The sequence below is a fragment of the Lachnoanaerobaculum sp. Marseille-Q4761 genome (assembly GCF_017565785.1).
Lineage (GTDB): Bacteria > Bacillota > Clostridia > Lachnospirales > Lachnospiraceae > Lachnoanaerobaculum.
Window position 1 is genome coordinate 394,499 of sequence record NZ_JAGEKB010000003.1, and the last position, 25,027, is coordinate 419,525.

Below are 25,027 nucleotides of genomic sequence, written 5' to 3' on the forward strand. Positions count from 1 at the left end.
ACTATACATTACAAAATATTCACTGAAATTTTCTAAAAAACTCTAAAAATCCATTTTTTTCAATCACTATTTTTATATGCATGATTAGCATTGCAACAAATATATATTGTTTTTTTAACAGAATAAATAATATTTTCTGATAACGCCCTAATGATAGTGGCATAACAACTTTTAAAATTTGTGATTTTTCAATTTGTTTTTTAATCCATTTTAATCTCTCTTTTCTATTAAATTTCATTTTGGGTGAATATGATAATTCCAAGGCTTTGATAATATTACAAATATATTCATGCTCTACTATTTCCCTTGTTTTTTTATCCTCATTATTCCATGCTAAAATAGTTTCTTGACGTATCTTATATAAACCTATCACAGCATCTACATAGTCAACAGGATACTTATCCCATTCTTTTTTTAAATCATTTAAATAATGGCTGTATAAAACATCATTTATAAATCGAATTTCTTTTGTGTGACAGACATAACTACTAATAAATCCTTCATCCTGATGACGTCTCAACCCCGGATATTTTATGGAATATTTTTTTACAATATTTAAGTCGAAAAACTTATTCCAAGGTGCTCCCTGTATACCATATTTTCTGGTTGACAGCACATAGTCCGAATAATCTTTACGAACTTCTTCCCCTTTTTTTATCATATTTGGATATTGTTTCTCCAAGTATATATTTCCCTTTACATCTATACTCTTATATCCAAATACAACCATATCAAAGCTTCCTTTTTTCATTGCCGAAACCAAAATAGAAATAGAGTCTTTTTCAAGCTTATCATCAGCATCAGGAAAATAAATATATCTACCGTTTGCATTCTCAATCCCTGTATTACGTGCCGGACCTGACCCTCTATTCTCTGTATGATATACTAAAATTCTACTATCTTTCTTTTTTAACTCATTACATATTTCAAGACTATTATCTGTCGAACCATCGTCAATCAGTAAAATCTCTATATTGGAATATGACTGATATAATAATGAATTCACACATCGTTCAAGAGTGTTCCCCATATTATATATCGGTACAACTATACTTACTAATTCTTCTGACATTACTTCTTATTCCTCTTTATAAATTCAGTATTGGTTATATTGATTTAAGCTATCTGTTTGAATATTTTCTATTAAAATCTTTCTTGATTTAATCTCATTAACAATACCGATCAAAGTTTACCATTTTATGCTCTGAATAATTTTTAAAATGGTTTTCTTTAATGCTAACACACAAGCTTTATGGCTCCCAAATAATGCTTTACAATACGCTATACCCCTATAAATTTCACCATTTTTTATACACACATATCCAAGTTCGTATTTATGCATTGCAATAACACATTTTCTTTCGCTTTTACTTAATAATTCCATCACCGGTTTTATAGATTTGAAAAAATCTTTTTTATATTTTACTAATTTATAAGCATCCGGTCTATTTTGCGTGTCTGAAACATCTACACAATGTAAATATTGATTTACTTCCTTCAACTTATACTTTGATGTGAAATCAACTAATAATTGAAGGTCTTGATGTCTTGACAGTTTTTCATCAAAATATCTTGTTTTATCAAAATAATCATGCCTTAAAAGCAAAGTTCCTGTGGCTACATCTGACATAAGATTTAAAATATCTTTATATATATATCCATCTCTATATTTTAATGTTTTTCCAATAAGTCTTTCATTTTGATCGTAAAACTTGAATTTACAAGATACTCCCCCCCAACTGTCATCAAGACATTTGAATATTTTTATCTGCTCCTCTAATTTATTTAACTCCCACCAATCATCATCATCTAAAAATGCAATATACTCTCCCTTTGATAATCGTATACCTATGTTTCTTGCCACTGCTCCATTAATATGCTTATCTTGAATTATAAGGTGTAATCTATCATCATTTATATAACGATTTAATTTTATCTTCAACTCCTGTGTATACTCATCAAATGGATCGTTATCATTAACTAATAATAATTCCAAATGACTATAAGTCTGATTCAGCACACTATCTATTGCCCTAATTAATTTTTCTGACCTTTTGTATGTAGGCATAACAACACTAACTAATCCCTCTACATACTTCATAATACCTTTTCCCTCGCCAGTTTCCTAAATATAAATCCCCTTATATTGCTTGGCATTAACTTTTGAATTACCAATCTCTTTGCTATATTTTTAATATATAGTGGATATGAAATCATTCCATATTTCAGCATATAATCCTGAATTTTTTTCTCACTTTTAAAATACTTAGAACCTCCACGTCGTTTATACATATCCGTTCCGACACGAACATTAACAAGTACACTTCCGGTATTAGCAAATACTGCATTCTTCATCCACATTCTTATCCATAAGTAGTAGTCTTCATTCCAAAATAAATCCAGGTAGCCTCCCGCTTGCTTTACAGCTTCCTTTTTGTACATAACAGAGACGTGGTTCATTCCACATCTTTCTTTCATAAATTCTCTAATACAGTCATTAGATAATGGAACGGCTCTCTTCCCTACAATATTATGTTCTTCACCAATAAATTCTGTAATATCTCCACCTAAAACATCTGTTTCAGGTTTCAATTCAAAATATGCTAATTGCTCTTCAAAACGTGTAGGTACTGAAACGTCATCACTATCCATTCTGGCAATTAACTCATAAGTTGAATTTTCAATTGCAAGCTTTAATGCCTTTCCCAATCCAACATTTTTTTTCAGTCTGATAACTTTAAATATCCCATATTTTTTTGTATATTCACTAATAACATCCTCTATCTCTTTACTTATAGGTCCATCAACAACCAACACAATTTCATTTGGAATAATTGTTTGACTTTCTGTAATACTATCGAGTGCTCTACTAAAAAACACAGCGTTATCATTTTTATATACTGATATAATTACAGAAAACGGGACATGATTGCGAGAATCTATTTTACCGATTTCTTCAAGAATACTTTCTTTATTTAAAATCTTTTCTGCTTTAGATTGGTTCTTATTATATTCCTCTTCACTCACTTTACCATTTTTAAGTAAATAATCTCCAAGGTCTTCTGCTGTTGCCATATTTCCATCTGTAATGCCTTCATTATTAATAATAGCAGTTTTTATAGTCTTTAAAATAATATGTAAATCATCTAAAAAAGAAATATTTTTAATATATTTTAAATCCCAATCCAATTTTTCTTCCCATTTTATTGCATTTCTTCCATTTACCTGTGCCAATCCTGTCAATCCCGGTTTTGCAGTATGACGCATGCGTTGTTCCTTTGTCATAAATGTAACATCTCTAACCAGTTGTGGACGTGGACCACAAATGGAAAGTGTCCCATTTAAAATATTAAATACTTCAGGAAGTTCATCTAAACTTGTACTTCTAAGCCACTTACCAAATGAATTCAAACGATCTTTATCCGGTAAAAGTTCTCCTTTTTCATCTTTTTCATCCGTCATGGTGCGGAATTTATATATTCTAAAAATAGATTCTTTTCCATCTTCACCAATAATACCCGGGCGATCTTGTGTAAACAAAATTGGACTTCCTAATTTCATTCTAACTAAAATTGCCACTAATATATAAACAGGACTAAAAAATACGATTGCCGCTATAGAGCAAATAATATCAATTCCTCTTTTTATGTACTTCTCATACAACCCTCTTTTTCTAACTTTAATTGATTCGATAATATAGGCTTTGTAGGTTGTCTTTTTTTCTGTTTTTTTTATAATATATAAAATAATTGCTACTAATATGATAGATACTGTAGCTAAAACTCCCATTCTGTTTCTTTTATTCACCACTGTTTGCTCCCATTTTCTACTCAAAACAATCCCTTATTACTTTTATTACCCTGTCCTGTTCTTCTGCCGTCATCTTATTATCGCTTGGCAGGCACAGCCCTCTGTCAAATATATCCATACCCACATCTGTTGCCTCACCGGATATATAGGCATTTGTTTTGGCTCTGCCATTTCCGTCAGATGTGATAAAAGGATTCATTCTGTAAATAGGCTGATTATGCATTGGCTTCCATATCGGGCGACCTTCCGCATTTATTAAAGATATCGCTTCCAGTATCTCTGTCGGACAGCTTTTTCCCTTTTCTTTGATATAGCAATTATCACTCTCGCTTCTTACCTGCTTGCACATTGCAGCCTTATCTACAATTAAACAGGATAACCAGAAATTAGGATTTGATTTTTCTTTATCAAAAGGATTCATAGATACAGGTAGACCTTTAAGCCCTTCCTGATATCTTTCATATATTTTCCTTTTCTTGGCTATATGTTCATTAAGATACGGGAGCTGACCTCTTACCACACCTGCAATCACATTACTCATGCGATAATTATAGCCAATCTCCTCATGCTGATACCATGGAGCTGCCTCTCTTGATTGTGTGGACCATTTTCTTGCCTTCTTTGCCGCCTCCTCATCATCTGTCAAAAGACAGCCTCCGCTGCTTCCCGTGATTATTTTATTTCCATTGAATGATAAAATATTATAATCTCCAAATGTTCCTGTTTGACTTCCTCTATATGTTGCCCCCATTGACTCGGCGGCATCCTCTATCAGTATTGCATTATACTTTTTTACAATAGTATTTATTTCATCTATTTTTGCCGGAGTTCCGTAAAGATGTACAAGTACCACTATCTTCACATCAGGATATATCTCAAATGCTTTTTCCAAAGCCTTCGGATCCATATTCCATGTATCATATTCGGTATCTATAAATACCGGCTCTCCACCCTCATAAAGCACTGGATTAACTGTAGCCGAAAATGTCATATCTGAACAAAATACCTTCTTACCCTTTAAGCTTACTATCCCGGAGCCCGGCATTCCGTATGCTTTTATTGCTGCCATCTTTATTGCCAGATGAAGTGATGCTGTTCCTGATGCCAGAGCTATGGCATACTTTGTACCTATATATTCTGAAATATGTTTTTCAACTTCATCAATATTTTTTCCGACTGTGGACATCCAATTGCTCATATATGCTTCTTTTATATATTCAAGCTCATCTCCATGCATAGTCGGACTGCTTAACCACACATGCTTATCATTTTTTTCATATATCTTATCTGTATTAAACATTTTCACCTCATTTTAAGGATTACTTAGATTTACAACATATTAAATCTATAAAGTTAAAAAAGCTTACAAGACTGCTCCTGTAAGCTTTTTGAGTTGATAAAATCAATTTGCCGCCTGTGGTAAGTCTTCATGATGTAATCCGTCTGCAATTTCATTTTTATTATCAAACAATTCACTATTTATACTTTCAACATGAGCTGTATGATATGTCGTTACTATCTGCTTTATATGTTCACGAATATTTCCATTATTATCTCCCATATATACAGCTAATAACTTAAGCTGTCTTAAGAACTTGTCCTCATTAAAGTCAAGCGGCTTTCCTATACTTATAAGTTTATTAGGAGTGGTCTCAAGTCCCTCCTCCGACATAAGTCTTTCCTCAAAGAGTTTCTCACCCGGACGAAGACCTGAATACTCCACCTTAATATCTATATCGGGACGAAGACCTGATAGCTTTATAAGATTTCTTGCCATAGTATCTATCTTTACCGGAGTTCCCATATCAAGGACAAATATTTCACCGCCCTTTGCGTAGTTTCCTGCCTGTAATACCAAGGATACCGCCTCTGATATAGTCATAAAATATCTGATAATATCAGGATGTGTAACAGTCACCGGTCCGCCTGCCTGTATCTGTTTTTTAAACTTAGGTATAACCGAGCCGTTACTTCCAAGTACATTTCCAAACCTTACAGCTGCAAACTCGGTCTCAGGATTTTTAACAGTGGTATAGCAGTAATCATCCATTTCAATAATTCTGTTATTTCTTTGGACATTAATAGGTCTAAGATCTGATGTTTTTTTAGCCTGCACCTTTCTTGCAAAGGTCTGTATAATCATCTCACACATTCTTTTACTTGCACCCATAACATTTGTCGGGTTTACAGCCTTATCGGTAGAAATCAGTACAAAGCGTTTGCAACCGTAGTGAAGTGCGGCAAGTGCGGTATTATATGTACCCATTACATTATTTTTTATAGCCTCGCATGGACTGTCTTCCATAAGAGGTACATGCTTATGTGCCGCAGCATGATATACAACATCAGGCTTATATGTGCTAAACACCTGCTCAAGCTTTTTTAAATCTCTGACCGAACCTATTATTGTCTCAAGATTCAGTTCCGGATAATCCATCAAAAGTTCCTGCTCTATTTCATAGGCATTGTTCTCGTATATATCAAAGATTATAAGCTGCTTTGGTGAATGTGCCGCAATTTGTCTACATAACTCACTGCCTATGGAACCACCTCCGCCTGTTACCATTATGGTTTTTCCGTTTAAATAGTTAAATATTTCATCCAAATCAACTTTTATCGGCTCTCTTCCAAGCAAATCTTCAATATTTACATCCTTTAGATCCTTTACTTCCACTTTTCCATTGGCAAGTTGGCACATTCCCGGTAAATTCTTTAATACACAGTCCGCCTCCTTGCAAATATTAAGTATTTTACTGAGCTCCTCCGATGTACTTCCCGGTATTGCCACATAGATTTTATCTATTCTATAGCGCTTTACAGTATCAAGAATACTTTCTCTTCCACCGGCTACAGGTATATTATCTACAGTCTTTCCCCATTTTAAATTATTGTCATCTATAAAACAAACGACTATATCGTCACAATCTTTTGTTCTTTTAATATCTCTTAAAAGTAATCTTCCTGCGCTTCCTGCGCCAACTATCATTACTCTGGAAATATCACCCTTTAACTTTCTTTCATTTTCCCTGTCTGAACGAAGTAAAAGTACAAAGCGATAAGAAAAGCGACTTCCGATAATTGCCAAAAACTGCACTATTGCACCAAGTAAATAGTATGAAATCGGCATTCTCTCAATCAATAATGTAATCAATATTGTATGCAATATTCCTGTGATAATACTTGTATACAGCACATGCTTTAATTCAGTGTAACCGGCAAACTGCCATATACTTTTATATAATTTGAATACAATAAATGTAGCCAATGATATAAGAGTATATATCGGAACAAATTTTGCCCATGCCGTAATATAATTAGTCTCAATACGTGAAAACTGTAGGTCAAACCGCAGCCACAGTCCTACAAGATATGACAAATTCACCGCGATCATATCATAGATAACAAGCATTACAGCTGCTCCATGTAAGTAATTTAGTTTTAAGTCCCGTTCTTGCATTTCTCCCCCATAGACTTTTTTCTTGCGAATCTTTATTTATATACAACACATATTGTTGATGAACCGTTTATCAAAATATCTAAACTCTTTTTCTGATAATTCAGTCCCAGTACCTGCGTAGGTCCCCATAATCCTGTGATATTTGTATAGGCGATAACCTTTATATCCTTTCCTTCAACCATATTAGGAACATAGATACTGAGCTTTGTAGGAACATCCAATATCTTTCCTGTTGCATCGGTTGTAAGTATTGCCACCGTCTTGCCTAATGCCTTATATTCGGCAAACTCTTTTAATCCTGTAGCCTCACTGATACTTTTGCCTTCATTAATACTTTTTATACTTGCTACTACCTTTTCAGGAAGACCTGTTGTTTCAGCTTCTAAAGGTGCAATCATTGCATGCCCCTTATCCAAAGCACCAAAAAGTCCTATAGTCTTTGCTCCGGCACCTTGAATGCTTGGCGCTCCGAAACTTGTTATTGCCATTGATATAACAAGTACACATGATAATATTGCCATAATAATTTTCTTCATATCTCTATCCCTTTCTTTATTCCTCCGCATAAAACAAATCAATAATCTTATTCATTGCCATGTCTTTGTCCATATAAAACTCATCATAAATTTCCGTCTTTTTGTTTTCTCCCTCCAATACATACATTCTGTCTTCATTAAAGCTTTCATCTGCCATAGCACAGGCGGCAAGCTTTAAAATCATATCTTTTTGCATATCAGTATAATAATAGGGGCTTATCTCTTTTAAAATTTTTTCAACCAAAGAATCCCCTTTAAACTGTCTAAGTTTTTTCTGATAAGCCGCCAGATACACTTTATGTGCTTCTATTCTGGTCATTGCTGAAAAATCACTGTCCGTATCCCTGTATCTTAAAAACTTTTCAGCCATATCTCCTTTAAGTAACACCTTTTCGCCCTTTACAAATGAGGCATCGACTTTTTCCATACCTTCATATGGTATAACCAGCTCTACTCCGCCTATTGCATCATTTATACTTTTTATTGCTGATGTATTTACAGACAGATATTGGTCGATTGAAAGTCCTTCAAAAAGTTCACTTACCGCCTCCTTCATAAACTCTCCACTGATTTCATTTCCATCACCAAAGGCATATGCCATCGTTATATGCTGAAGAGTTTTCCCGATAATGTTTCCACCGACATCTGTTACAGGTATCTGTGTCATCGTATCTCTGGGTATCATTATCATATCCAATCTGTTATTTGCAGTATCCCATGCAATAAGTCCTATACTGTCGGCCTGCCCTCCTGAGCCTGCATCCTGCGTATAATGCATATCTACATTCGAGTCTATTCCCAGTACAAGTATTGCCTTTACATAGCTCTTTCTTTTATATTTTTTTCCATCCTGAACTATATAAGTTTTATCAGGTTTTGTTTCAGCATTTTCATTTATTGTCGTTTTTATTATTCCTGCATTATTTTTCCAAATGCCTATAGCAACAAGTATTATTGTCGAAACTACAAGCAATGAAATAACAAAGCACTTTTTGATTGATACTCTCATTTTTTATAACTGTAATAGTCTCCGTAATACTTATAATGATAGCTGTTCTTTTTCATCTCAACTCCGTTTAAAACCGCTCCTATAATTTTACAATTCACTTTTTCAAGCTGGTCTTTAACTCTTTTTACCATCCTTTGACTTACTGTTGAACTCCTCACCACTATTACGGCTCCGTCAACACATCTTCCTATAATCGCCGCATCTACAATATTGCTGATTGGAGGGGCATCAATAATGATATAATCATAAATCTTTCTTTGCTCCTTTATAAACTCATCCAGTTTTAGCTCATATAAAAGCTCTGCGGGATTAGGTGCATACGGTCCTGAAAATACCACATCCATATTTTTTATATTTGTTTTATATATGATATTATCAGTATTCATACCGCTTAAAAATTGACTGAGTCCCTCTACTTCTTCCTTTATCCTATATCTTGTTGTAAACATTGACTTTCTCATATCTGCATCAATATAAAGTATTTTTTTTTCTATTTGAGCCAGACTTCTTGCCAATTGAAAGCTTGTTTCAGACTTCCCCTCTCCATGTATTGAGCTTGTAAAAAGTATTACCTTTAAATTTGCACCTGAAAACTGAAGATTTGTTCTAAGTATTCTTACAGACTCTTCATACAAAAAGCCCTTGTCCATTCCGTCCAAATTGAATAATATTTCCAATGTTTATCTTCTCCTCTCAAGTTACTTACTTTTTTTATACTCAGGTAAGCTGGCAAGAATTGTAAGTCCAAGATTCTTTTCCAGATCATCCTCGCTCTTTATGCTGTCATCCAGTAATTCTATAGTTATAATAATGGCTGAAATCAGGCAAACGCCTAAAATCCCTCCAAGTACTGCATTTTTCTTTATACCGGGACCTGATTTTTCATACGAAGCTATTCCAAACTCGATAATCTTTGGTGGAACCACCTCCATCAAATCACCTATATACTGTGATGATGACATTGATATCTGATTTACAATCTCTTTTGCATTCTCAGGATCAGGATCCGTAACAGTAAGCGAAAGTATTCTTGTATCCGATGGATTGTCAATCTTAAGCTTACTTCTTAGCTGTTTATAATTTATATTAAGTCCCAGCTTTTCAATAACTTTCTCCAGCACCGGTCTGCTCTGTATTATAATCTTATAGTCCTTAGTCAGTTGGCTGCCTATTTGCAGGTCTGCCAATGAATTAAGTGTGGTTTCCTTTGATAAAACATACATCTGTGAGGTGGATTGGTATTGCGGTGTGATTAAAAACATATTGATTCCTATAGCCGATGCACAGCCAAGTATTCCAAACAATATAATCATCCACCATTTCCTTTTTAAAACAAAAAGCAATTCAAGTAAGTCTATCTCTGTGTCTTCATTTATCATTCTGTCACCCATCTGCCTGCTCCATTCTATTTGTTTAAAATAATATTATTTGCATTATCATAGGTTATTTCCCTAAAATGCTTTTCTACTCCTTTTGAAAGCCATCGTAATGCATTTGCTATATCCGGTTCTCTGCTGCCGATTCTATGCATATCCGTTGCCATAAAGGAAATGTATCCGTTTTTTATCTGCCTTTTACACCAATAAGCATCTATATCAAAGATCCCCCCTTTTATGCTGCCATAATTCATTTGAAATAATGCTCCCATATCCATTATCTCTGTAAATCGGTCCGACTTTCTTAAGCAGATATAGCGCTCAACATGTGCAAATATCGGAATATATCCTGCAAATATAATATCTCTTGTTGCCCTCTTTAAATAACTAAAGCTGACAGCAGGTTCAAATTCCACGAGTATATACTTACTGTTTGCCAATGTAAGATACTCACCTTTTTTGATTTTTTCTATAGCTGAACCGGAATAAAATATTTCCTGTCCGGTATAGATTTCACAGTCCATATCCCTCTCATGAATTTTTGACCTTATTATATTTATTTTTTCTATAATCTCCTCCGGCTTTAGATTCGGCATTGTATGAGGTGTTGCTATTATTTTTTTAATTCCCTGCCCCCTTGCCATATCTATAAGCTTAAGAGATTCTTCCAAATTCCTTGCTCCATCATCCACATCAAAAACTATATGTGAATGGATGTCTATTAAATACTCATTACCTTTCATATTCCTTTATTTTTATTTTCTTTTTTATTAACACCTGTTTTGACTTCTCTATTATACTGCTAGATATAATTTATTCAATGAGAACTTTATCTTTACTTAACTATATATTAATATTTTTGTTAACTGTGCTTAAATATTGCTTTGTTCTTTCAGTTTGGGGGTTGTTCTTCGGGATTTTATATAATTATGAGTGTTTATTTAGCATTTCAGCCAATATCATTATTTTTTTCATTCAGAAATTTTGGTTCTATATGTATTTTAACTGTTGATATTCATTGAAATTCATTGTATCTTTATATTATTAAAAATTTTGGGAGGAATTGATGAGACTTTTAATATGTGAAGATGAAGAAGATATTTTGAACGGACTTGCAAAGGGACTTCGCAAACTGAACTATTATGTCGACACTGCTATGGACGGTGAAGAAGCTCTTTCTCTTTATTTTGAGTCCGAATATGATCTTATAATACTTGATCTTAATATGCCCAAGCTTGACGGACTGGAGGTTTTAAAGACTATCAGAGAGGACAATGCGGAAAGTAAGGTTATTATTTTATCTGCCAGAGATACACTAAATGATAAGGTACTTGGACTTGATCTTGGTGCAAATGATTATCTGGTAAAACCTTTTCATTTTAGAGAATTGGAAGCAAGGATAAGGGTGCTTTTGCGCAATAATTACAGTACAAATGATGATACTATACGAATTGAATCTCAGGATATCACTCTCTATCTCAGTAAAAAACAGGTACAAAAAGGCGGTGAGATAATACCTCTTACACCTAAGGAATATTCTATATTTGAATATCTTTGTATAAACAAGGGGAATCTGATTTCTACAGGAGAACTCCTTGAACATAATATTGATATGAATGCCAATGATGCTTCAACCGTAATAAAAGTACATATAGCCGCTATCAGAAAAAAACTTGGAAGTGATGTAATAAAAACAAACAGAGGTATGGGATATACTATAAATGATTAGTATATCCCATACCTCTTTAATATTTTAGTTTATATTATCATATCAGCCTTGTTTAGCCAATATTTCATCAACTATCTGTGTGAAACCTTCCAAATCTCTTGCACCCTGTATTCCACCGATTATATTTCCGTTTGAATCTATAAATACAGTGGTAGGGAATGCCTGCAGACTCATTACAAAACCTTCCACATCTCCCTCAGGGATTATATTGTGATAAGTAACATTGTTCTTATCAAGTACTTCCTTTACAGCATCAAAATCGCTTCCTGAATCCTGTGCTATTCCGACTACATTTACATTTTTTTCCTTCATGTTTTCATAAAGCTTTTGTAATTCCGGAATCTCATGAACACATGGACCACACCAGCTTCCCCATATATTCACAACAGTAAGCTTACTGTCTTTGAATATATCACTGCTTATTTCTTCACCTGCTACGGTTTTTGCATTAAACTCAGGGAACTTTATATCTTCCTGCTCTGAGCTTGCCTGCTTGGAATCGGCTTCCTTAGATTCAGCCTGCTTTGTATCATCCTGCTTAGACTCAGCCTGCTGTGACTGTGTACTTGCAGCATCATTTGAAGCTGTACCCTTTGCATTACAAGCACTTATAGAAGCTGCCATCATCAGTGCAAAACCCAAAACTAATATTTTCTTTTTCATATTAACTCCTTATATAGTTTGTTTTCGTATTATATCATATCTTTATTAAAGCTGACATTAAAAATATTTTAATTATCTTAAGAATCTATACTAATTTTATATAGTATTTATAAATATTGCTTAATCCACTCCGGCTGATCAAAGATTTTATTACATTCAAATAGGACCGCTTTTGCGATCCTATCGATATCATGCTATATAGTTTATATTATTTTATCCATGCGCCGTCAAATCCGATTTTATATTCACCTACTTTTGTACTATATGCCATACTACCTTTTATATGACCTTTTTCAGTATTTTCATACATATAATACCATTTATCATTTATAAGTTTCCAACCGGTTGCCATATATCCCTGTTCATCAAAATAGTACCAGTTTTTTATACCGTTATAATCTATCTGTTTCCATGTTGATTTAGGATATGCTCCGTTTGGTTCCTTATACCACCATCCCTTTGCATCATTTATCCATGTGCCTGCAAGCGGTTTGTTATTGTTTTTTGCGCTTTTATCCTTTTTTGAATCTCTACCTGAACCTCTTCCTGAGCCTCCGCCTGAATTTCTTCCTTTTCTTCTTCCGCCTCCACTATTGTCGGGCTTTTTAGGTACAGAAGGTGTAGCTTTGCCATGCGCTTTATTATCTTCTGAACCTGATTTGCCCGGCGTTAATATATCTGAAGGCTTTTTCTTTTCAGGCTGCTGCGGTATCTGAGGTTGTTTTTCAGGTGTTTGCGGTTTATTAGGCTTTTTTTCCGGAGTTTGATTTTGCTGCGGTTTATTTGGTTGTGTGTCCGGTGTTTGTGGTTGCTGTTGTGTACCCGGTTGCTGTGGCTGCTGTGTTCTCGGTGTCTGCGGTTGCTGTGGATGCTGCTGTGTTCCCGGTGTTTGTGGCTGTTGTGGATGCTGCTGTGTTCCCGGTGTCTGCGGTTGCTGTGGATTTGATTGTGCCGCTTTGACCTTTAGTACACCTCTTAATGCTGTACTTGCAGGCATATAATTATTTGTATAATTTATAGCTGTAGAAGTTGATATATTAAACTCTCCAACGGATGCTCCATCCGTCCCCCATGTAAATGAAGGCATCTGCATAATCGCATCTTCTCTGTTATCCCCATTTGCAAGATTGCTTACATTATAGTCTGAAAAATCATTTGGCAATGCTTCATTTACATTTATTTCCTTATCTGCCACTTCGACAGTTACAGGTCTTTTATTTATAGTGAATTTCCCAAGATTCACTTCAAGCTCGTCATAAGTAGGCGACAGCTTTGTTGTAACTTCATACTCTCCTGCATTTACAGGTTTATCACTGCTTATATTGCCCTGCTCGTCCTTATATTTGAATTCTATATTGCTATGATCAGGTGCTTCGAAATTATCGACTCCATGTCCGCTCTTATCATAAACAGCATCGGAAACATTTGGAAAATCTATATTCTCAACTGCTGCATCTTCAAATACCGCACTTCCGCTTTCTCCATTACTGTTGGTATACCTTATAGCGGCTTTACCGTTCTCGCTTATCCACATAGCCTTTGTTTGAGAACCCGGATAAGCCAGTATATCCCTATTGTCATGTTCTGCAACATATCTTATCACCGGAGTACGATTATTATAAACTGTCTTGTTCCAGCATATTATATTTGTTCTTTGTGTATCTATATCTACAATACTGTTTATTGTAGGTGGCGCCGCAAGCTCTATCACATCATTATTAGCCTTTATATCGGTAGCGTTTTTTTCACCGCAGGCTAACAAAGTTCCACCTGTTATGCTGTGGTTTGTATCAGCTTTAGGCTGTATAATCAGAGCATTATCTGCTGCATAGTTTATTATTGTTCCACCGGTCATATTAAACTGACCTTTTCCGTTAAAGTTCACTGTAGGAGCACTTGCATGCTTTCCGCTTATAATTTCTCCACCCTTTATAGTGAAATTTGTATAACCGTTTATGTCTGTAGATGCAAGCGCTGAATGTGCTTCAGACCTCAGTGTTCCTGAAACCATTTCAAATTCTCCACCCGTTCCTGTTGACTTTATCTTTAGCAATACATTTGCGGCTGATCCTGTAATACTTGCTTCCCATATAATCTTTTTTCCCTGAGGTATAGTAATTTCTATACTGTTTGCGGTCGGTTCCATTTGTGCATTACCGCTGACTCTTACAATATCATGAGACGCCAATGCATTTTCTATTGCTGTCTTTATATAAGAAGCCTTATCTGTTGTTCCTGCCGGAGGCGTTATATCTACATTATGTGCAGCCACATCTGCCATAGCACTTATTTCAAACGGTGTTGTTATACCAAGCGGCATAGACGCCGCCAAACAACATGCCAAAACTACACCCTTAAACTTAAATTGTTTCTTTTTCATTATCATTTCCCTTATATAGTCCTTATTTTGTCACAGATAAGCCTTTATTCCCAAGGCTTATCTGTATATTCACTTACAATTCTTAGATATCTTTTACTTTAAAATAACCACTCTGTTTGTCTTTATCTTAGGCATTTCTGTACTTGTAGTTGTAATCATAAAGTTCTCTGACCATAAAAGACATCTGTCTCCCTTTTTAATCTCGGAAAAATCCACTTCCTCGCCTGTTGATGCAAGCACAGGTTTTACGGATTTATCTACAGTCCATTTAGCATTGTTTAAAGTATCCAAAAGTTCAATATTGCCGTCTACTTCCTCAGCCTTTTCAATACCGTCTGTGTACATAGGCATATGGAATCCCTCTTTTGCATTGGTAAGTACCACATATGAGTTTACCTGTGGAGGCATACTTGCCATATATTCAGGTGCTACCCATGCATAGATCTCATCTCCCTCCTTAGGTGCATCACTTACAAGACCTGTAGCCATATCTACGAAATTCAAACCTGCAGGATCAAGTACCAGGTCAACTTCTTCAGGAACCTCATTTTCTTCCTTTGTATTTGTACTTTCACTGCTTTCTACCTCATTACTCACATATGATATTCTCTCTATGCGGATAACCTTGTCTGTAACCGACTTTACCTTTCCGTTTTCAGCGCCCGGTAAACTTGGCATATCATCAGGCATCTGTGCATCTGTTTCAATAGTCATTCCTGCCTGTCCTGCCTCTACACTCTCCGGCATAACACTCTCCGTCTCTGCTGTTTTTGTTTCAGCCGGTTTTGCATTACTTGTACATGCCATCAATAATGATGCGGCTGCCGCTGCCATAATAAGCTTTTTCAAATTCTGTTTCATATTTATCTCCTTTATATTAATATTTTTATTATTTGAATATCACACTTCATACTCATAAATATCGCTACAACAAGCATTTCCCCATTACATCTTGTTTAAAGCATCCTCAACTGCCTTTGTAAATGACTCAAGGTCTCTTCCGCCCTGTATTTTATCAACTATATTTCCTTCAGAGTCTACCAAAAAGGTACTTGGGAATGCTTGAATACTCATTACAAAATCAGTAACAGCCCCCTCAGGTACTACATTCTGATAAGTAACCTTGTTCTTCTCCAAAATATCCTTTACCGCGTCCATATCTGTTCCGGCATCCTGTGCAAGTCCTACGACATTTACACCTTTATCCTTCATATTCTCATAAAGCTTTTGTAATTCAGGTATTTCAGCTACACATGGACCGCACCAGCTTCCCCATACATTTACCACTGTCAACTTATTGTCTTTAAACACATCGCTGCTTATATCCTCACCTGTTACTGTTTTTGCCTTAAACTCCGGGAACTTTTGAGACTTCTTATCTGTACTTGCCGCCGTACTTTCAGTCTTGGCATTTCCTCCGTCTTTGTCTGTACTGCTTTGACTTCCACAAGCTGTAGCACTTGCCATCATCATCAAAGCAAAACCTAAAATCAATAATCTTTTTTTCATGTTTATTCTCCTTATGAATTTCTTTATCTTATGTCTATATACTAACATGGCTTTGGTTAAGCCTAAGTTAAGATTGATAAAACTATATCTTTTTAATATGCATAATTTGTTTTTGTTTTTAAAAGCTTATAGAGCATGGCTCCAAGCGGTAAAAACATGATTATTGTAAAAGCCACCCAGATCAAATTTGAGGTAAGCTCATATGTTGCCAAAGTGTTTATAGTTATATGTATTAAAATGGACCACCTGAGTTTTCTTGTCTTCATATATACAATACCTGATATCAGCCCCATAATAGTTGCATATACAGACTGTACAAATGATAAATGTATAATTCCGAACATCAGTGATGAAACTATAAGTGCATATTTTGTATTCACTCTTTTTTCAAGGAAATTAAAAGTTACTCCTCTATATATAATCTCCTCATTGATAGGTGCAAGAATTCCTGCAACCACCAGACTTATAATAAATGATACAGTTGATTTATTTGCTGATGAGGCATTCAAATACTCCAGACTGCTCTTTATAAAACCTATATTTGACAGTGCCGTGTTTTTTAAAAACATTACCCATAATGTAGATATACCTCCAAAGGCTATACCTGCCATTATGCTGCACACCACTCCTGTCTTTATATCCCAATGTACTTGTGCTTCCTCCTTATCCTTATTTATCCATTTAAAGAATATAATTGAATATACAAGAATTGATAAAGGATAAATCACCAGATAAATCCTGTCCATCTCCTGTGGCAGAGTCAACCAGTCAAGTACCGCATTTCCGGTCTTATTATAGGCAAAACCTAAACTGATCATCACAAGATCCGTAATCACAAAAAATATAAATCCCAGTAAAACAGCTATAAATGTAGCCCATGCAATCTTTAGTATTTTCATTTCTTCCCCCTATCCTATGCCTATACATTCAAGGCATATATTAACAGCTTTTTTTAATACCACCAGATGTTCATCTCTCATTACACCTGCAATAATCATTACCACACCTACTCCCAGCATAATATAAGGAAGTGCTTTATTCTTTTCCAACTTTTTTAAAATCTCTTTCATATTTTCATCCTTTAAAATCTATTATAAACTCTACAAAATCACCATCTACGCTGTTTGCACTTATTCTGAATTTATGTCTGTCCAATATTTCCCTTACTATGGCAAGACCAAGACCGCTTCCACCGAATTTTTTAGCTCTGGACTTATCCACACAGTAAAAAGCTTCAAATATCTTTTCAAGACTCTCTTTCGGAATACTTTCTCCGTGATTTTTTATACTTAATAAATTATCTCCAAGCTTTATTTCTATAAATGCATTTTCCCTTGAATATCTTATGGCATTATGTACTATATTAAAGATAGCCTGCTTTATCAAAACTCTATCGGCATCTATAGCCATATTTTTATTATCACAAATAAACTCTATATTCTGATTTTTTTCTTTGATTTTATAATCTAAATCCTCGATTATCTCATTTATAATTTTATACAAATAAACCTTTTCAATATTTAAGCTCTCTTCATTACTTAAAAGCCTAAGTCCCACTACTATCGAGTTCATCATCTCGATCTGTCTGCCCACAACTTCCACAAAGTCTTTATAATCCTCTATCTGCGGCTCTTCATCCAGATTTAATACCTCCAGATTTGCCCTTATTGCCGCCACAGGAGTCTTTAATTCATGGGCGGCATTTTGCGAAAACCTTTTTTGCCTTTCATAGGATTCCCTTATATTTCCAAGCATATGGTTGAAGGCATTTTGCAGATCACCCAATTCATCAGTGCTTTTTACTATATGTATATCATCATTAATTTTAGTGATATCAAGCTTTTTTATTTCTCTGCTGAATTTATTGAGCGGCATCAAAACCTTACCTACCACCCACCACATCAAAGCGGTTCCCGCGACGGAAAATATTATCAATGTATAAAGACTGTTAATCCTAAATACACGCTGTGCAATATCAAAATCAAAGGTAAAGCTCGCATCACTGTTAAAAGGTATATCCACATTATCGGGTATTATAAAAATATTGGATGCACTTTCTATATTAAATAAGAATAACAACACCGAGATTACACAGAGCACTGCAGCTGTAAGTAATGTTACCTTTATTCTTATAGACAGTTTATTCCACATTTGCACATCCTCTGCAACCACTCTTACAAGCTTTTACAGGAGCAGGCTTTTCTTCTTTTTTCTTTCCAAGACCTGCATATGTCATCACTAAAGCATCATGTCTGCAGGCTGCAGTACATGCACCGCATCTGATACATTCCAAAGAGTTAGGATTAGCTCTTACATTTATATCCATCTTACATGACTTTTCGCATAAGCCACAGTTTACACATTTATCGGATACAAATTCCATCTTGTAAAATCCTATTTTATTAAAGAAGGAATAAAAAGCTCCAAGCGGGCAAATATATTTACAAAATGGTCTGTACGTAAATATTGATAAAGCTATTATTACTATTAAAATACTTAGTTTCCAAAAGAATAAAAATCCTATTGTATTTCTAAGTCCTTCATTTTTAGCAAGTAAAGGTAATGCTCCTCCAAGTGTTCCGGCGGGACATATCAATTTGCAAAAATACGGTGCGCCAAGCCCGAACTGATTTGTCAAAAACATAGGCAGCAGTATTACAAATACTAAAAGTATAACGAACTTTAGATATCTGAGCGGTCTGTCCACCTTTTCCGGTATTTTAAACTTCGGGGTAGGTATCTTATATAAAAGATCCTGTACAAAGCCGAAAGGACATAAAAGTCCGCATACCAGTCTGCCAAATAATGCTCCTATAAGTATCATTATTCCAAATACATAATAGGATATGCTGAATTTTTTACTTCCTATTACCGCCTGTAATGAGCCAATCGGACAGGAACCTACCGCTCCCGGACATGAATAGCAGTTCAGTCCCGGAACACATGCCACTTTTGTATTTCCCGTATATATCCTTCCCTCAAAAAAGCCCTTTAAATTCGCATTGGTAGCAAGGCTCGCCAATGCCTGTATAATATTTTTCTTCCTCTCTTGAAGCTTTGTATATTTATTCTCGAAGTATTTCATTTCTTGTCTCCTACAAATTTTCTTTTGTATATATTACCATGTTTTCGGTTAAGATAAAGTAAATTTTTTTTAATAAAAATAACTCTATCGGAATTAGCTTCATCCGATAGAGTTATTTGAGTTTCTTTGAAAATTCTATAAAGCATCTAAAGTCATCTGTTTTTGAAACTCCTCAACTTTTATAATACTTTCTAAAAATTTCTCTTCATATGTAGATTTAAAATCCACTAACTGATCTTTAAGCAATGCAATATTTACAACTGTTTGTTTATGTGTTCTTAAATAAGAATCTTTATGCAAAAATGTATAAACCGAACAATCAAGACTTATGTCATAAACAGGGTTTACCTTACTTTTATCAGAGATTGATGATATAGGCAAAACTACATAATCACCTACATCTGCCTGACCGATTATTAAACATGGCCTACTTTTAAAACTTTGTTTGCGAGCAGATCGATCATAATAAGGAACAATAGATTTATAAACTTTTCCTATCATTCAACATCCTCATAATCTTCAAATTCATCCAGATACATATCCCATATGTGGTCATAAGGCCTAACCTTTTTGGCATCATTTTCGATATCCTCCAAAGATAGTTTGTTGTATCCGTTTTCAGATGTACTCAAACCTTTGCGTGCATTTTTCCATGAAGTCTCATCATGTGAAAGTTTGCTAAGTTTCCATGATGCCAGCTCTCCATACTGTGCTATCACATTAGAAACAATGTATATATCTTTATCCGATATATTTTCCGTTTCTTTGGAAATAATTTCTCCATCAAAAAAACTCTTTCGAACTGCAACACAGACCGGACCGTAACGCCATCCTTCAAATTCATCAATGAAAAGTGGCTCCCCTGTAATTGCAAAACTTTCTCGCTGTGAAAAATAAAGCAGCTTGTGCAATTTCATTTCGTCAATTGCTTCACCTGACATTTTGCGATATTCGTCGCAAATATATCGTGCAACATTAATCGCTCTTTCCATAGTTTTTCCTCCATTCTTTTCTTGTGAAATCTGCCATATAAAATGGCACCAATAAAAATAGCAAGAAAAGACTTATCTATGAACATATGATATCACAATTGTAGCCTTTTATATGTTAAATTTCAATGAATTTTAATATGTGGAATTATCATCCCCCTTATTCCATCATCACCGGCTGCCCTTTGTTTATTTTAAATTTCCGCTCATCTATATTTACATTGTTTTTTTTATCAATACTGATTCTTAGCATAAGCCCCTCATCAGTGCCCCTTTGTATCTGCTTATCAAATATGCAATTACCCAGACTGTAATAAATATATTTGTCTTTATAAACCTCACTCTCCTGTATTACATGAGGATGGGCTCCCACTACGAAGTCCGCACCGTTATCTATGGCATATCTTGCAAGATTTTTTTGCATCTTGCTTGCAAATCGTTCATATTCAATTCCCCAGTGAAAATATACTATTTTAAAATCAGCTTTCATATTTTCAAGTTCAGTTTTTATTTTGTCGGATTTATTTCCGTCATAATCTAAAAGATAATTTATATTGGCTTTATCCGCATTGTATACAAAACCTTCCGGCGGAAATATGCTGTATGCCAAAATCCCCAGCCGAAAACCGTCCTTTTCAAAAATATAGCTCATATCCTCACCGGCATTTTCGCCGGCTCCCACATATGAGATACCGGCTCTTTCCAGTTCATCCATAGTATCCTTTAATCCCTCGGATCTATAGTCCATTGTATGATTATTTGCCAGGTCACAGAGGTCTATACCCGCTTTTTTCATAGCTTTTGCATTGTCGGCTGAGGCTTTAAACACAAAGCGACTCGCCTTATTGGCTCCACGGCTGTATTCGGTAATAGGACATTCAAGGTTAACTATTGTAAGATCATCCTCTAAGAAAATATCTTTCATATTCTCATAGAGATGATCATAACCTCTCTTTTTTATATAGCTGTCCACCCCTCTTGAAAGCATGATATCACCTACAATTGTAAGTTCTATACTTTTATTTTTTTTGCTTCGATAACAGTGAACAGCTATACCGGATACGGACATTACAATTAAAATCAATATAAAAATATTTTTTTTATTTTTTAACATCCTGAACTGTAAGGAACTTCAGGAGTTATTATCTCCTCTCCCTCCTCCTCTTGCATATAATCTTCTACAAACGGAGGTCTCTTAGGCGGTCTTTTAACCATATTCTGCCATGCCTCATCCGTCAGTCTTTCATTACCTATAAATTCAAAATAATCAAACACCGCACCTCTGGTCAAATAAAGCTTGCCCTCTATAGGTACAACAACATATATTTCAGCGGCATTTCCTACACCTACTTCAAGATATCCCATACCGCCGCTTGTACTTGCAGAATGAATATCCGCTATCTGTGCCATATTCTTATCTGTATCGGACTCTACCTGATACCAGTCTTGAGCCTCTGCAATACTGCTGCTTAAATACTCAAGTGTACCTCCATATGTCATTAATGTATCATTCTCTTCATATGTAAGGCTTTCTCCCTTAAGTTCCTTTATGGAGCAGTTCTTTAAAAACTCAAGCAGCTCAATTATATTTTCACATTTATTTTTCATGCTGTCACTTATTCCGTTTCTTTGTGACAGTCCCTCCATAGTCTGCTTTGTAAGCCATATAAGTCTGTTATAAAACTCAGGATTTGGCTCCACATATCCTGTAACTTTTGGCGGCTCCTCTTCTTCTCCTCCACATTCCACACTGCTTTGGGCACCGTATAATATGGTATCATGTCTAAGCTCCGCCCAGCTTCCCAGTGCTGTTGCAAGTGATTTGCTCTCCCATGCCTTATTTCTCATAAAACTCGGATAACCTTCAGGGAATCTTTGATTTAAACTCTCAAGACTGTAAAGCCATGTAGTATATATATTACCCGTCTTATCCTTAATGCTTCTTTCATCAAACTCTGCCTTTACCTTATTATATTCATCTCTATATCCCGGCCATTTCTTTGCAGGTTCATAAAGCGAATCCAATATCTCTTCCGCTCTTTGAGATCCGAATACAGCCATAACATCAAGTCCGCTCGGGAAAGGTCTTTTTTCATTTGACAGTCTGCTTAAAATTTCCGAATCAGGTATATATCTTTGTCCCATAAATCTAAAACTCAAATCTATGGAACTGTTCTTTATCTTTGCCTGACTTACTTTATCAAGCTCGGCATAAAGCTTATCCATACCGCCCGCTATATCTTTCGGCTCAGGCATTTCCCCATAAGCAGCTTTAACTATGGCACCAAACTCCAAAGGATTTATATCATTTGTACTTCCCACAAAGAACTCTGTGATCGTATATATATCTTCCCACAGCTCCATTCCTTTTTCCTTTGGCAGCTCCTCCAAAGCCTCGGTGGCAATGATTGACATATATGCTCCGTCTTCATTTCTTTTGCCTACTGAGTTGGATAAAACAAAGGGTACAACACCATACATACTCATAGCACCGAAATACGCCTTTAATTCATCACTTCTGCTATAATGTCCCCTTACTTTAAACAAACTGTAGTCAACATCACTGCCGGTGATTGAAGATACAGTTTTGCTCTCCGCCCCTACATTTGCATAATCCGCTTCTACAAGTGTTTTTATTTCATCCGGCAAACTGCTGCCTTCGCCCAAAAGCTTTTCACATAGGGCAAAATATGCCAATGTCTTTCCGACAAGTTCTTTATCCTTTTGATTCTTTGTATCCTGATATTTTTGATTTAAAATATCCACCATATTTTTATTCAGCTCTTTAAGTTCTATATAAAGCTTTTCAGTCTCCGTCTGCCTGAGAGTATAATCATAAAAGATATGATAGAGCTGTAAAACGGAATCTGTGGTTATAAAACTTGGTATCCTATTATATGTATTTGCCTCATATATGTAAAACAACTGTTGGCTGTCCGTAGGATTTACAACAAAACCGTTTTTTTCAATCATTTCTTTTTGCACATCATTCAAATTCCCGAACTGACTTAGATTTTCAATATTTGAAAGACCGCTTTGTATATTAATATCAGGAACATTTGCCTCTATTTCAAGAGGAGTATACTCGCCTCCTGTAGAATAAAATTCCTTTGGCTTTGGCAATTCATAGTCAAGATTTTTGACTGTTATATTGCTGTTTTGACTGCCATTATCTACACTTTGATTTTCTTTATCCTTTCCGTTATTATGTACCTTTATATCAATACTGTATCTGCAGGAAGTTAAAATCAATATAATAACTATCATCACCGACAAAAATCGTTTTTTCATAAATTTATCCCCTTTTTTATGTTTTTACCTCTTTATTCCAAAAATAAATTTTCTTTTACTATTTTCACCTCTCTTTCTTTACCGTCCGCTATAACATTTATTCCATCCTTATTATTATCAAATTTTATTTTTTTAAATTCTTAACTGCCCTGAATAAACAGGTTAAATCCGAAGCCCTCCCATTTATATACTGCCAAAATCCTCTTTTTATTCTCAAGTTCTTCTATCGCTATAAGCTCAGCTATACCGTCATTATCTATATCCGCCAATATAATATCATCAAAAGGTTTTGACAGTCTTGAACCCAGCCAGAGCGGTATAAGTTTTTGGGAATCAAAATTATAGAAAAAAGGTCTTTTTGCCAATGCATTGTGAAACTTTACCTTTTTATACATTATAATATTTATATCAGCTCTTTTATCGCCGTCCACATCACCAAGCTGTATCTTTGAAGGCTTCATATTTGAGAAATCAAATCTGTAATCCGGCTCTTCCCCCAATACTACGTTGCCGTCCAATAATTTAAAATCTCTGTATATTTCTATAAATTTGCCATATGGCTCTCCGCTTGGCAGCCTCTGTCTTTCTCCACCGTCATTTATCGCAATAAGTTCATCATCACCGTCCATGTCTATATCTCCGATACTGTATGAAATGATATCTTTATTTGATATATTTGATGATTCTACTTTACTACAGGATGAAAGGATAAAAAGTATAGAAATAAATATGGCTGTTTTTATTATACAATCTCCCATATATACCCCTTACGAACTCTTAATATATTATTATTATAATTGCTGTAATGATTTTTTACAACAAAAACAGGCTCCCAATGGGAGCCTGAGCAAAACATAAGCCGGGTTATGTATTAAACGGTCATCTATCTGGTCCTTATGTCACCACAAGGCTCTAGCGACCTACCTGAATATCGGACGGGCAGCCCTATTCGCTTCGGTCTTGCTTTGGATGGGGTTTACACTGTCCCCATATGTTACCATATGAGCGGTAGTCTCTTACACCACCTTTTCACCCTTACCTTTCGGCGGTTATTTTCTGTTGCACTTTCCTTGGAGTCGCCTCCACCGGATGTTATCCGGCATCCTGCCCTATAAAGCCCGGACTTTCCTCACATTCGTGCGACCGTCTGTTTTACTAAAAGATACTTTAACATCCCGAAAAAGATTTGGCAA

Annotated in this window: 24 protein-coding genes and 1 other RNA gene; 1 reads left to right on the top strand and 24 read right to left on the bottom strand. The window is 35.2% G+C overall.

The genetic code is table 11. The features are described from left to right. Positions 1 to 19: 19 nt before the first annotated feature. From J4O15_RS12990 to J4O15_RS13035, 10 genes are all read right to left on the bottom strand, one after another. Complete coding sequence (locus J4O15_RS12990) at positions 20 to 1,072, bottom strand: glycosyltransferase family 2 protein (protein WP_208101053.1); 1,053 nt, start codon at positions 1,070 to 1,072, stop codon at positions 20 to 22. 117 nt (positions 1,073 to 1,189) lie between these two features. Then, complete coding sequence (locus tag J4O15_RS12995) at positions 1,190 to 2,101, bottom strand: glycosyltransferase family 2 protein (RefSeq protein ID WP_208101054.1); 912 nt, start codon at positions 2,099 to 2,101, stop codon at positions 1,190 to 1,192. Then, positions 2,098 to 3,834, bottom strand: coding sequence for a sugar transferase (locus J4O15_RS16190; RefSeq protein ID WP_279546190.1), 1,737 nt, complete (start codon positions 3,832 to 3,834; stop codon positions 2,098 to 2,100). The genes J4O15_RS12995 and J4O15_RS16190 overlap by 4 nt, the downstream gene beginning before the upstream one ends. Then, positions 3,827 to 5,110, bottom strand: a complete 1,284-nt coding sequence (locus J4O15_RS13005; protein ID WP_208101055.1) for a DegT/DnrJ/EryC1/StrS family aminotransferase — start codon at positions 5,108 to 5,110, stop codon at positions 3,827 to 3,829. Before J4O15_RS13005 ends, J4O15_RS16190 begins: the two co-directional genes overlap by 8 nt. 102 nt (positions 5,111 to 5,212) lie before the next feature. Then, on the bottom strand, positions 5,213 to 7,267 hold the full coding sequence (locus J4O15_RS13010) for a polysaccharide biosynthesis protein (protein ID WP_208101056.1): 2,055 nt from the start codon (positions 7,265 to 7,267) through the stop codon (positions 5,213 to 5,215). Between the two features lie 32 nt (positions 7,268 to 7,299). Next, positions 7,300 to 7,803: a preprotein translocase gene (locus J4O15_RS13015; RefSeq protein ID WP_208101057.1), complete on the bottom strand. Its 504-nt coding sequence runs from the start codon at positions 7,801 to 7,803 to the stop codon at positions 7,300 to 7,302. 16 nt (positions 7,804 to 7,819) lie between these two features. Further along, positions 7,820 to 8,812 (bottom strand): LCP family protein, encoded by a 993-nt coding sequence (locus J4O15_RS13020; RefSeq protein WP_208101058.1) that lies wholly within the window; start codon positions 8,810 to 8,812, stop codon positions 7,820 to 7,822. Then, positions 8,809 to 9,489, bottom strand: coding sequence for a CpsD/CapB family tyrosine-protein kinase (locus tag J4O15_RS13025; RefSeq protein WP_208101059.1), 681 nt, complete (start codon positions 9,487 to 9,489; stop codon positions 8,809 to 8,811). The genes J4O15_RS13020 and J4O15_RS13025 overlap by 4 nt, the downstream gene beginning before the upstream one ends. 21 nt (positions 9,490 to 9,510) lie before the next feature. Next, positions 9,511 to 10,191: a YveK family protein gene (locus J4O15_RS13030; RefSeq protein ID WP_243762067.1), complete on the bottom strand. Its 681-nt coding sequence runs from the start codon at positions 10,189 to 10,191 to the stop codon at positions 9,511 to 9,513. Positions 10,192 to 10,217: 26 nt separating this feature from the next. Beyond that, on the bottom strand, positions 10,218 to 10,931 hold the full coding sequence (locus J4O15_RS13035; protein ID WP_208101061.1) for a CpsB/CapC family capsule biosynthesis tyrosine phosphatase: 714 nt from the start codon (positions 10,929 to 10,931) through the stop codon (positions 10,218 to 10,220). A gap of 323 nt (positions 10,932 to 11,254) precedes the next feature. On the opposite strand from J4O15_RS13035, the gene J4O15_RS13040 reads away from it, so the two are divergent. Continuing rightward, complete coding sequence (locus J4O15_RS13040; protein ID WP_009219048.1) at positions 11,255 to 11,917, top strand: response regulator transcription factor; 663 nt, start codon at positions 11,255 to 11,257, stop codon at positions 11,915 to 11,917. Positions 11,918 to 11,959: 42 nt separating this feature from the next. Here the strand turns inward: J4O15_RS13040 and J4O15_RS13045 are convergent, their stop codons facing one another. The 14 genes from J4O15_RS13045 to rnpB form a co-directional block, all read right to left on the bottom strand. Continuing rightward, positions 11,960 to 12,580, bottom strand: coding sequence for a TlpA family protein disulfide reductase (locus J4O15_RS13045; protein ID WP_208101062.1), 621 nt, complete (start codon positions 12,578 to 12,580; stop codon positions 11,960 to 11,962). A gap of 208 nt (positions 12,581 to 12,788) precedes the next feature. Then, positions 12,789 to 14,960, bottom strand: coding sequence for a hypothetical protein (locus tag J4O15_RS13050; RefSeq protein ID WP_208101063.1), 2,172 nt, complete (start codon positions 14,958 to 14,960; stop codon positions 12,789 to 12,791). A gap of 93 nt (positions 14,961 to 15,053) precedes the next feature. Then, on the bottom strand, positions 15,054 to 15,821 hold the full coding sequence (locus tag J4O15_RS13055) for a hypothetical protein (RefSeq protein ID WP_208101064.1): 768 nt from the start codon (positions 15,819 to 15,821) through the stop codon (positions 15,054 to 15,056). Positions 15,822 to 15,905: 84 nt separating this feature from the next. Beyond that, positions 15,906 to 16,469, bottom strand: coding sequence for a TlpA family protein disulfide reductase (locus J4O15_RS13060; RefSeq protein ID WP_208101065.1), 564 nt, complete (start codon positions 16,467 to 16,469; stop codon positions 15,906 to 15,908). Positions 16,470 to 16,561: 92 nt separating this feature from the next. Then, positions 16,562 to 17,368 carry a CPBP family intramembrane glutamic endopeptidase gene (locus J4O15_RS13065; RefSeq protein WP_208101066.1) on the bottom strand — a complete coding sequence of 269 codons (807 nt, stop codon included), beginning with the start codon at positions 17,366 to 17,368 and terminating at the stop codon, positions 16,562 to 16,564. A 9-nt stretch (positions 17,369 to 17,377) separates the two neighbouring features. Then, positions 17,378 to 17,539, bottom strand: a complete 162-nt coding sequence (locus J4O15_RS13070) for a CD1871A family CXXC motif-containing protein (RefSeq protein WP_007592821.1) — start codon at positions 17,537 to 17,539, stop codon at positions 17,378 to 17,380. 4 nt (positions 17,540 to 17,543) lie between these two features. Further along, positions 17,544 to 18,620 carry a sensor histidine kinase gene (locus J4O15_RS13075; protein ID WP_009219054.1) on the bottom strand — a complete coding sequence of 359 codons (1,077 nt, stop codon included), beginning with the start codon at positions 18,618 to 18,620 and terminating at the stop codon, positions 17,544 to 17,546. Beyond that, positions 18,610 to 19,554: a 4Fe-4S binding protein gene (locus J4O15_RS13080; RefSeq protein WP_208101067.1), complete on the bottom strand. Its 945-nt coding sequence runs from the start codon at positions 19,552 to 19,554 to the stop codon at positions 18,610 to 18,612. The genes J4O15_RS13075 and J4O15_RS13080 overlap by 11 nt, the downstream gene beginning before the upstream one ends. Before the next feature lie 135 nt (positions 19,555 to 19,689). Then, positions 19,690 to 20,055, bottom strand: coding sequence for a hypothetical protein (locus J4O15_RS13085; protein WP_208101068.1), 366 nt, complete (start codon positions 20,053 to 20,055; stop codon positions 19,690 to 19,692). Further along, positions 20,052 to 20,546, bottom strand: coding sequence for a Panacea domain-containing protein (locus J4O15_RS13090; protein ID WP_208101069.1), 495 nt, complete (start codon positions 20,544 to 20,546; stop codon positions 20,052 to 20,054). Before J4O15_RS13090 ends, J4O15_RS13085 begins: the two co-directional genes overlap by 4 nt. A gap of 157 nt (positions 20,547 to 20,703) precedes the next feature. After that, on the bottom strand, positions 20,704 to 21,657 hold the full coding sequence (locus J4O15_RS13095) for a CapA family protein (protein WP_208101070.1): 954 nt from the start codon (positions 21,655 to 21,657) through the stop codon (positions 20,704 to 20,706). After that, positions 21,651 to 23,834, bottom strand: a complete 2,184-nt coding sequence (locus J4O15_RS13100; protein ID WP_208101071.1) for a DUF3160 domain-containing protein — start codon at positions 23,832 to 23,834, stop codon at positions 21,651 to 21,653. Before J4O15_RS13100 ends, J4O15_RS13095 begins: the two co-directional genes overlap by 7 nt. Positions 23,835 to 23,974: 140 nt before the next feature. Beyond that, positions 23,975 to 24,592 (bottom strand): hypothetical protein, encoded by a 618-nt coding sequence (locus J4O15_RS13105; protein ID WP_243762068.1) that lies wholly within the window; start codon positions 24,590 to 24,592, stop codon positions 23,975 to 23,977. 82 nt (positions 24,593 to 24,674) lie between these two features. Continuing rightward, positions 24,675 to 24,993, bottom strand: an RNA gene (gene rnpB / locus J4O15_RS13110) — RNase P RNA component class A. Positions 24,994 to 25,027: the final 34 nt, after the last annotated feature.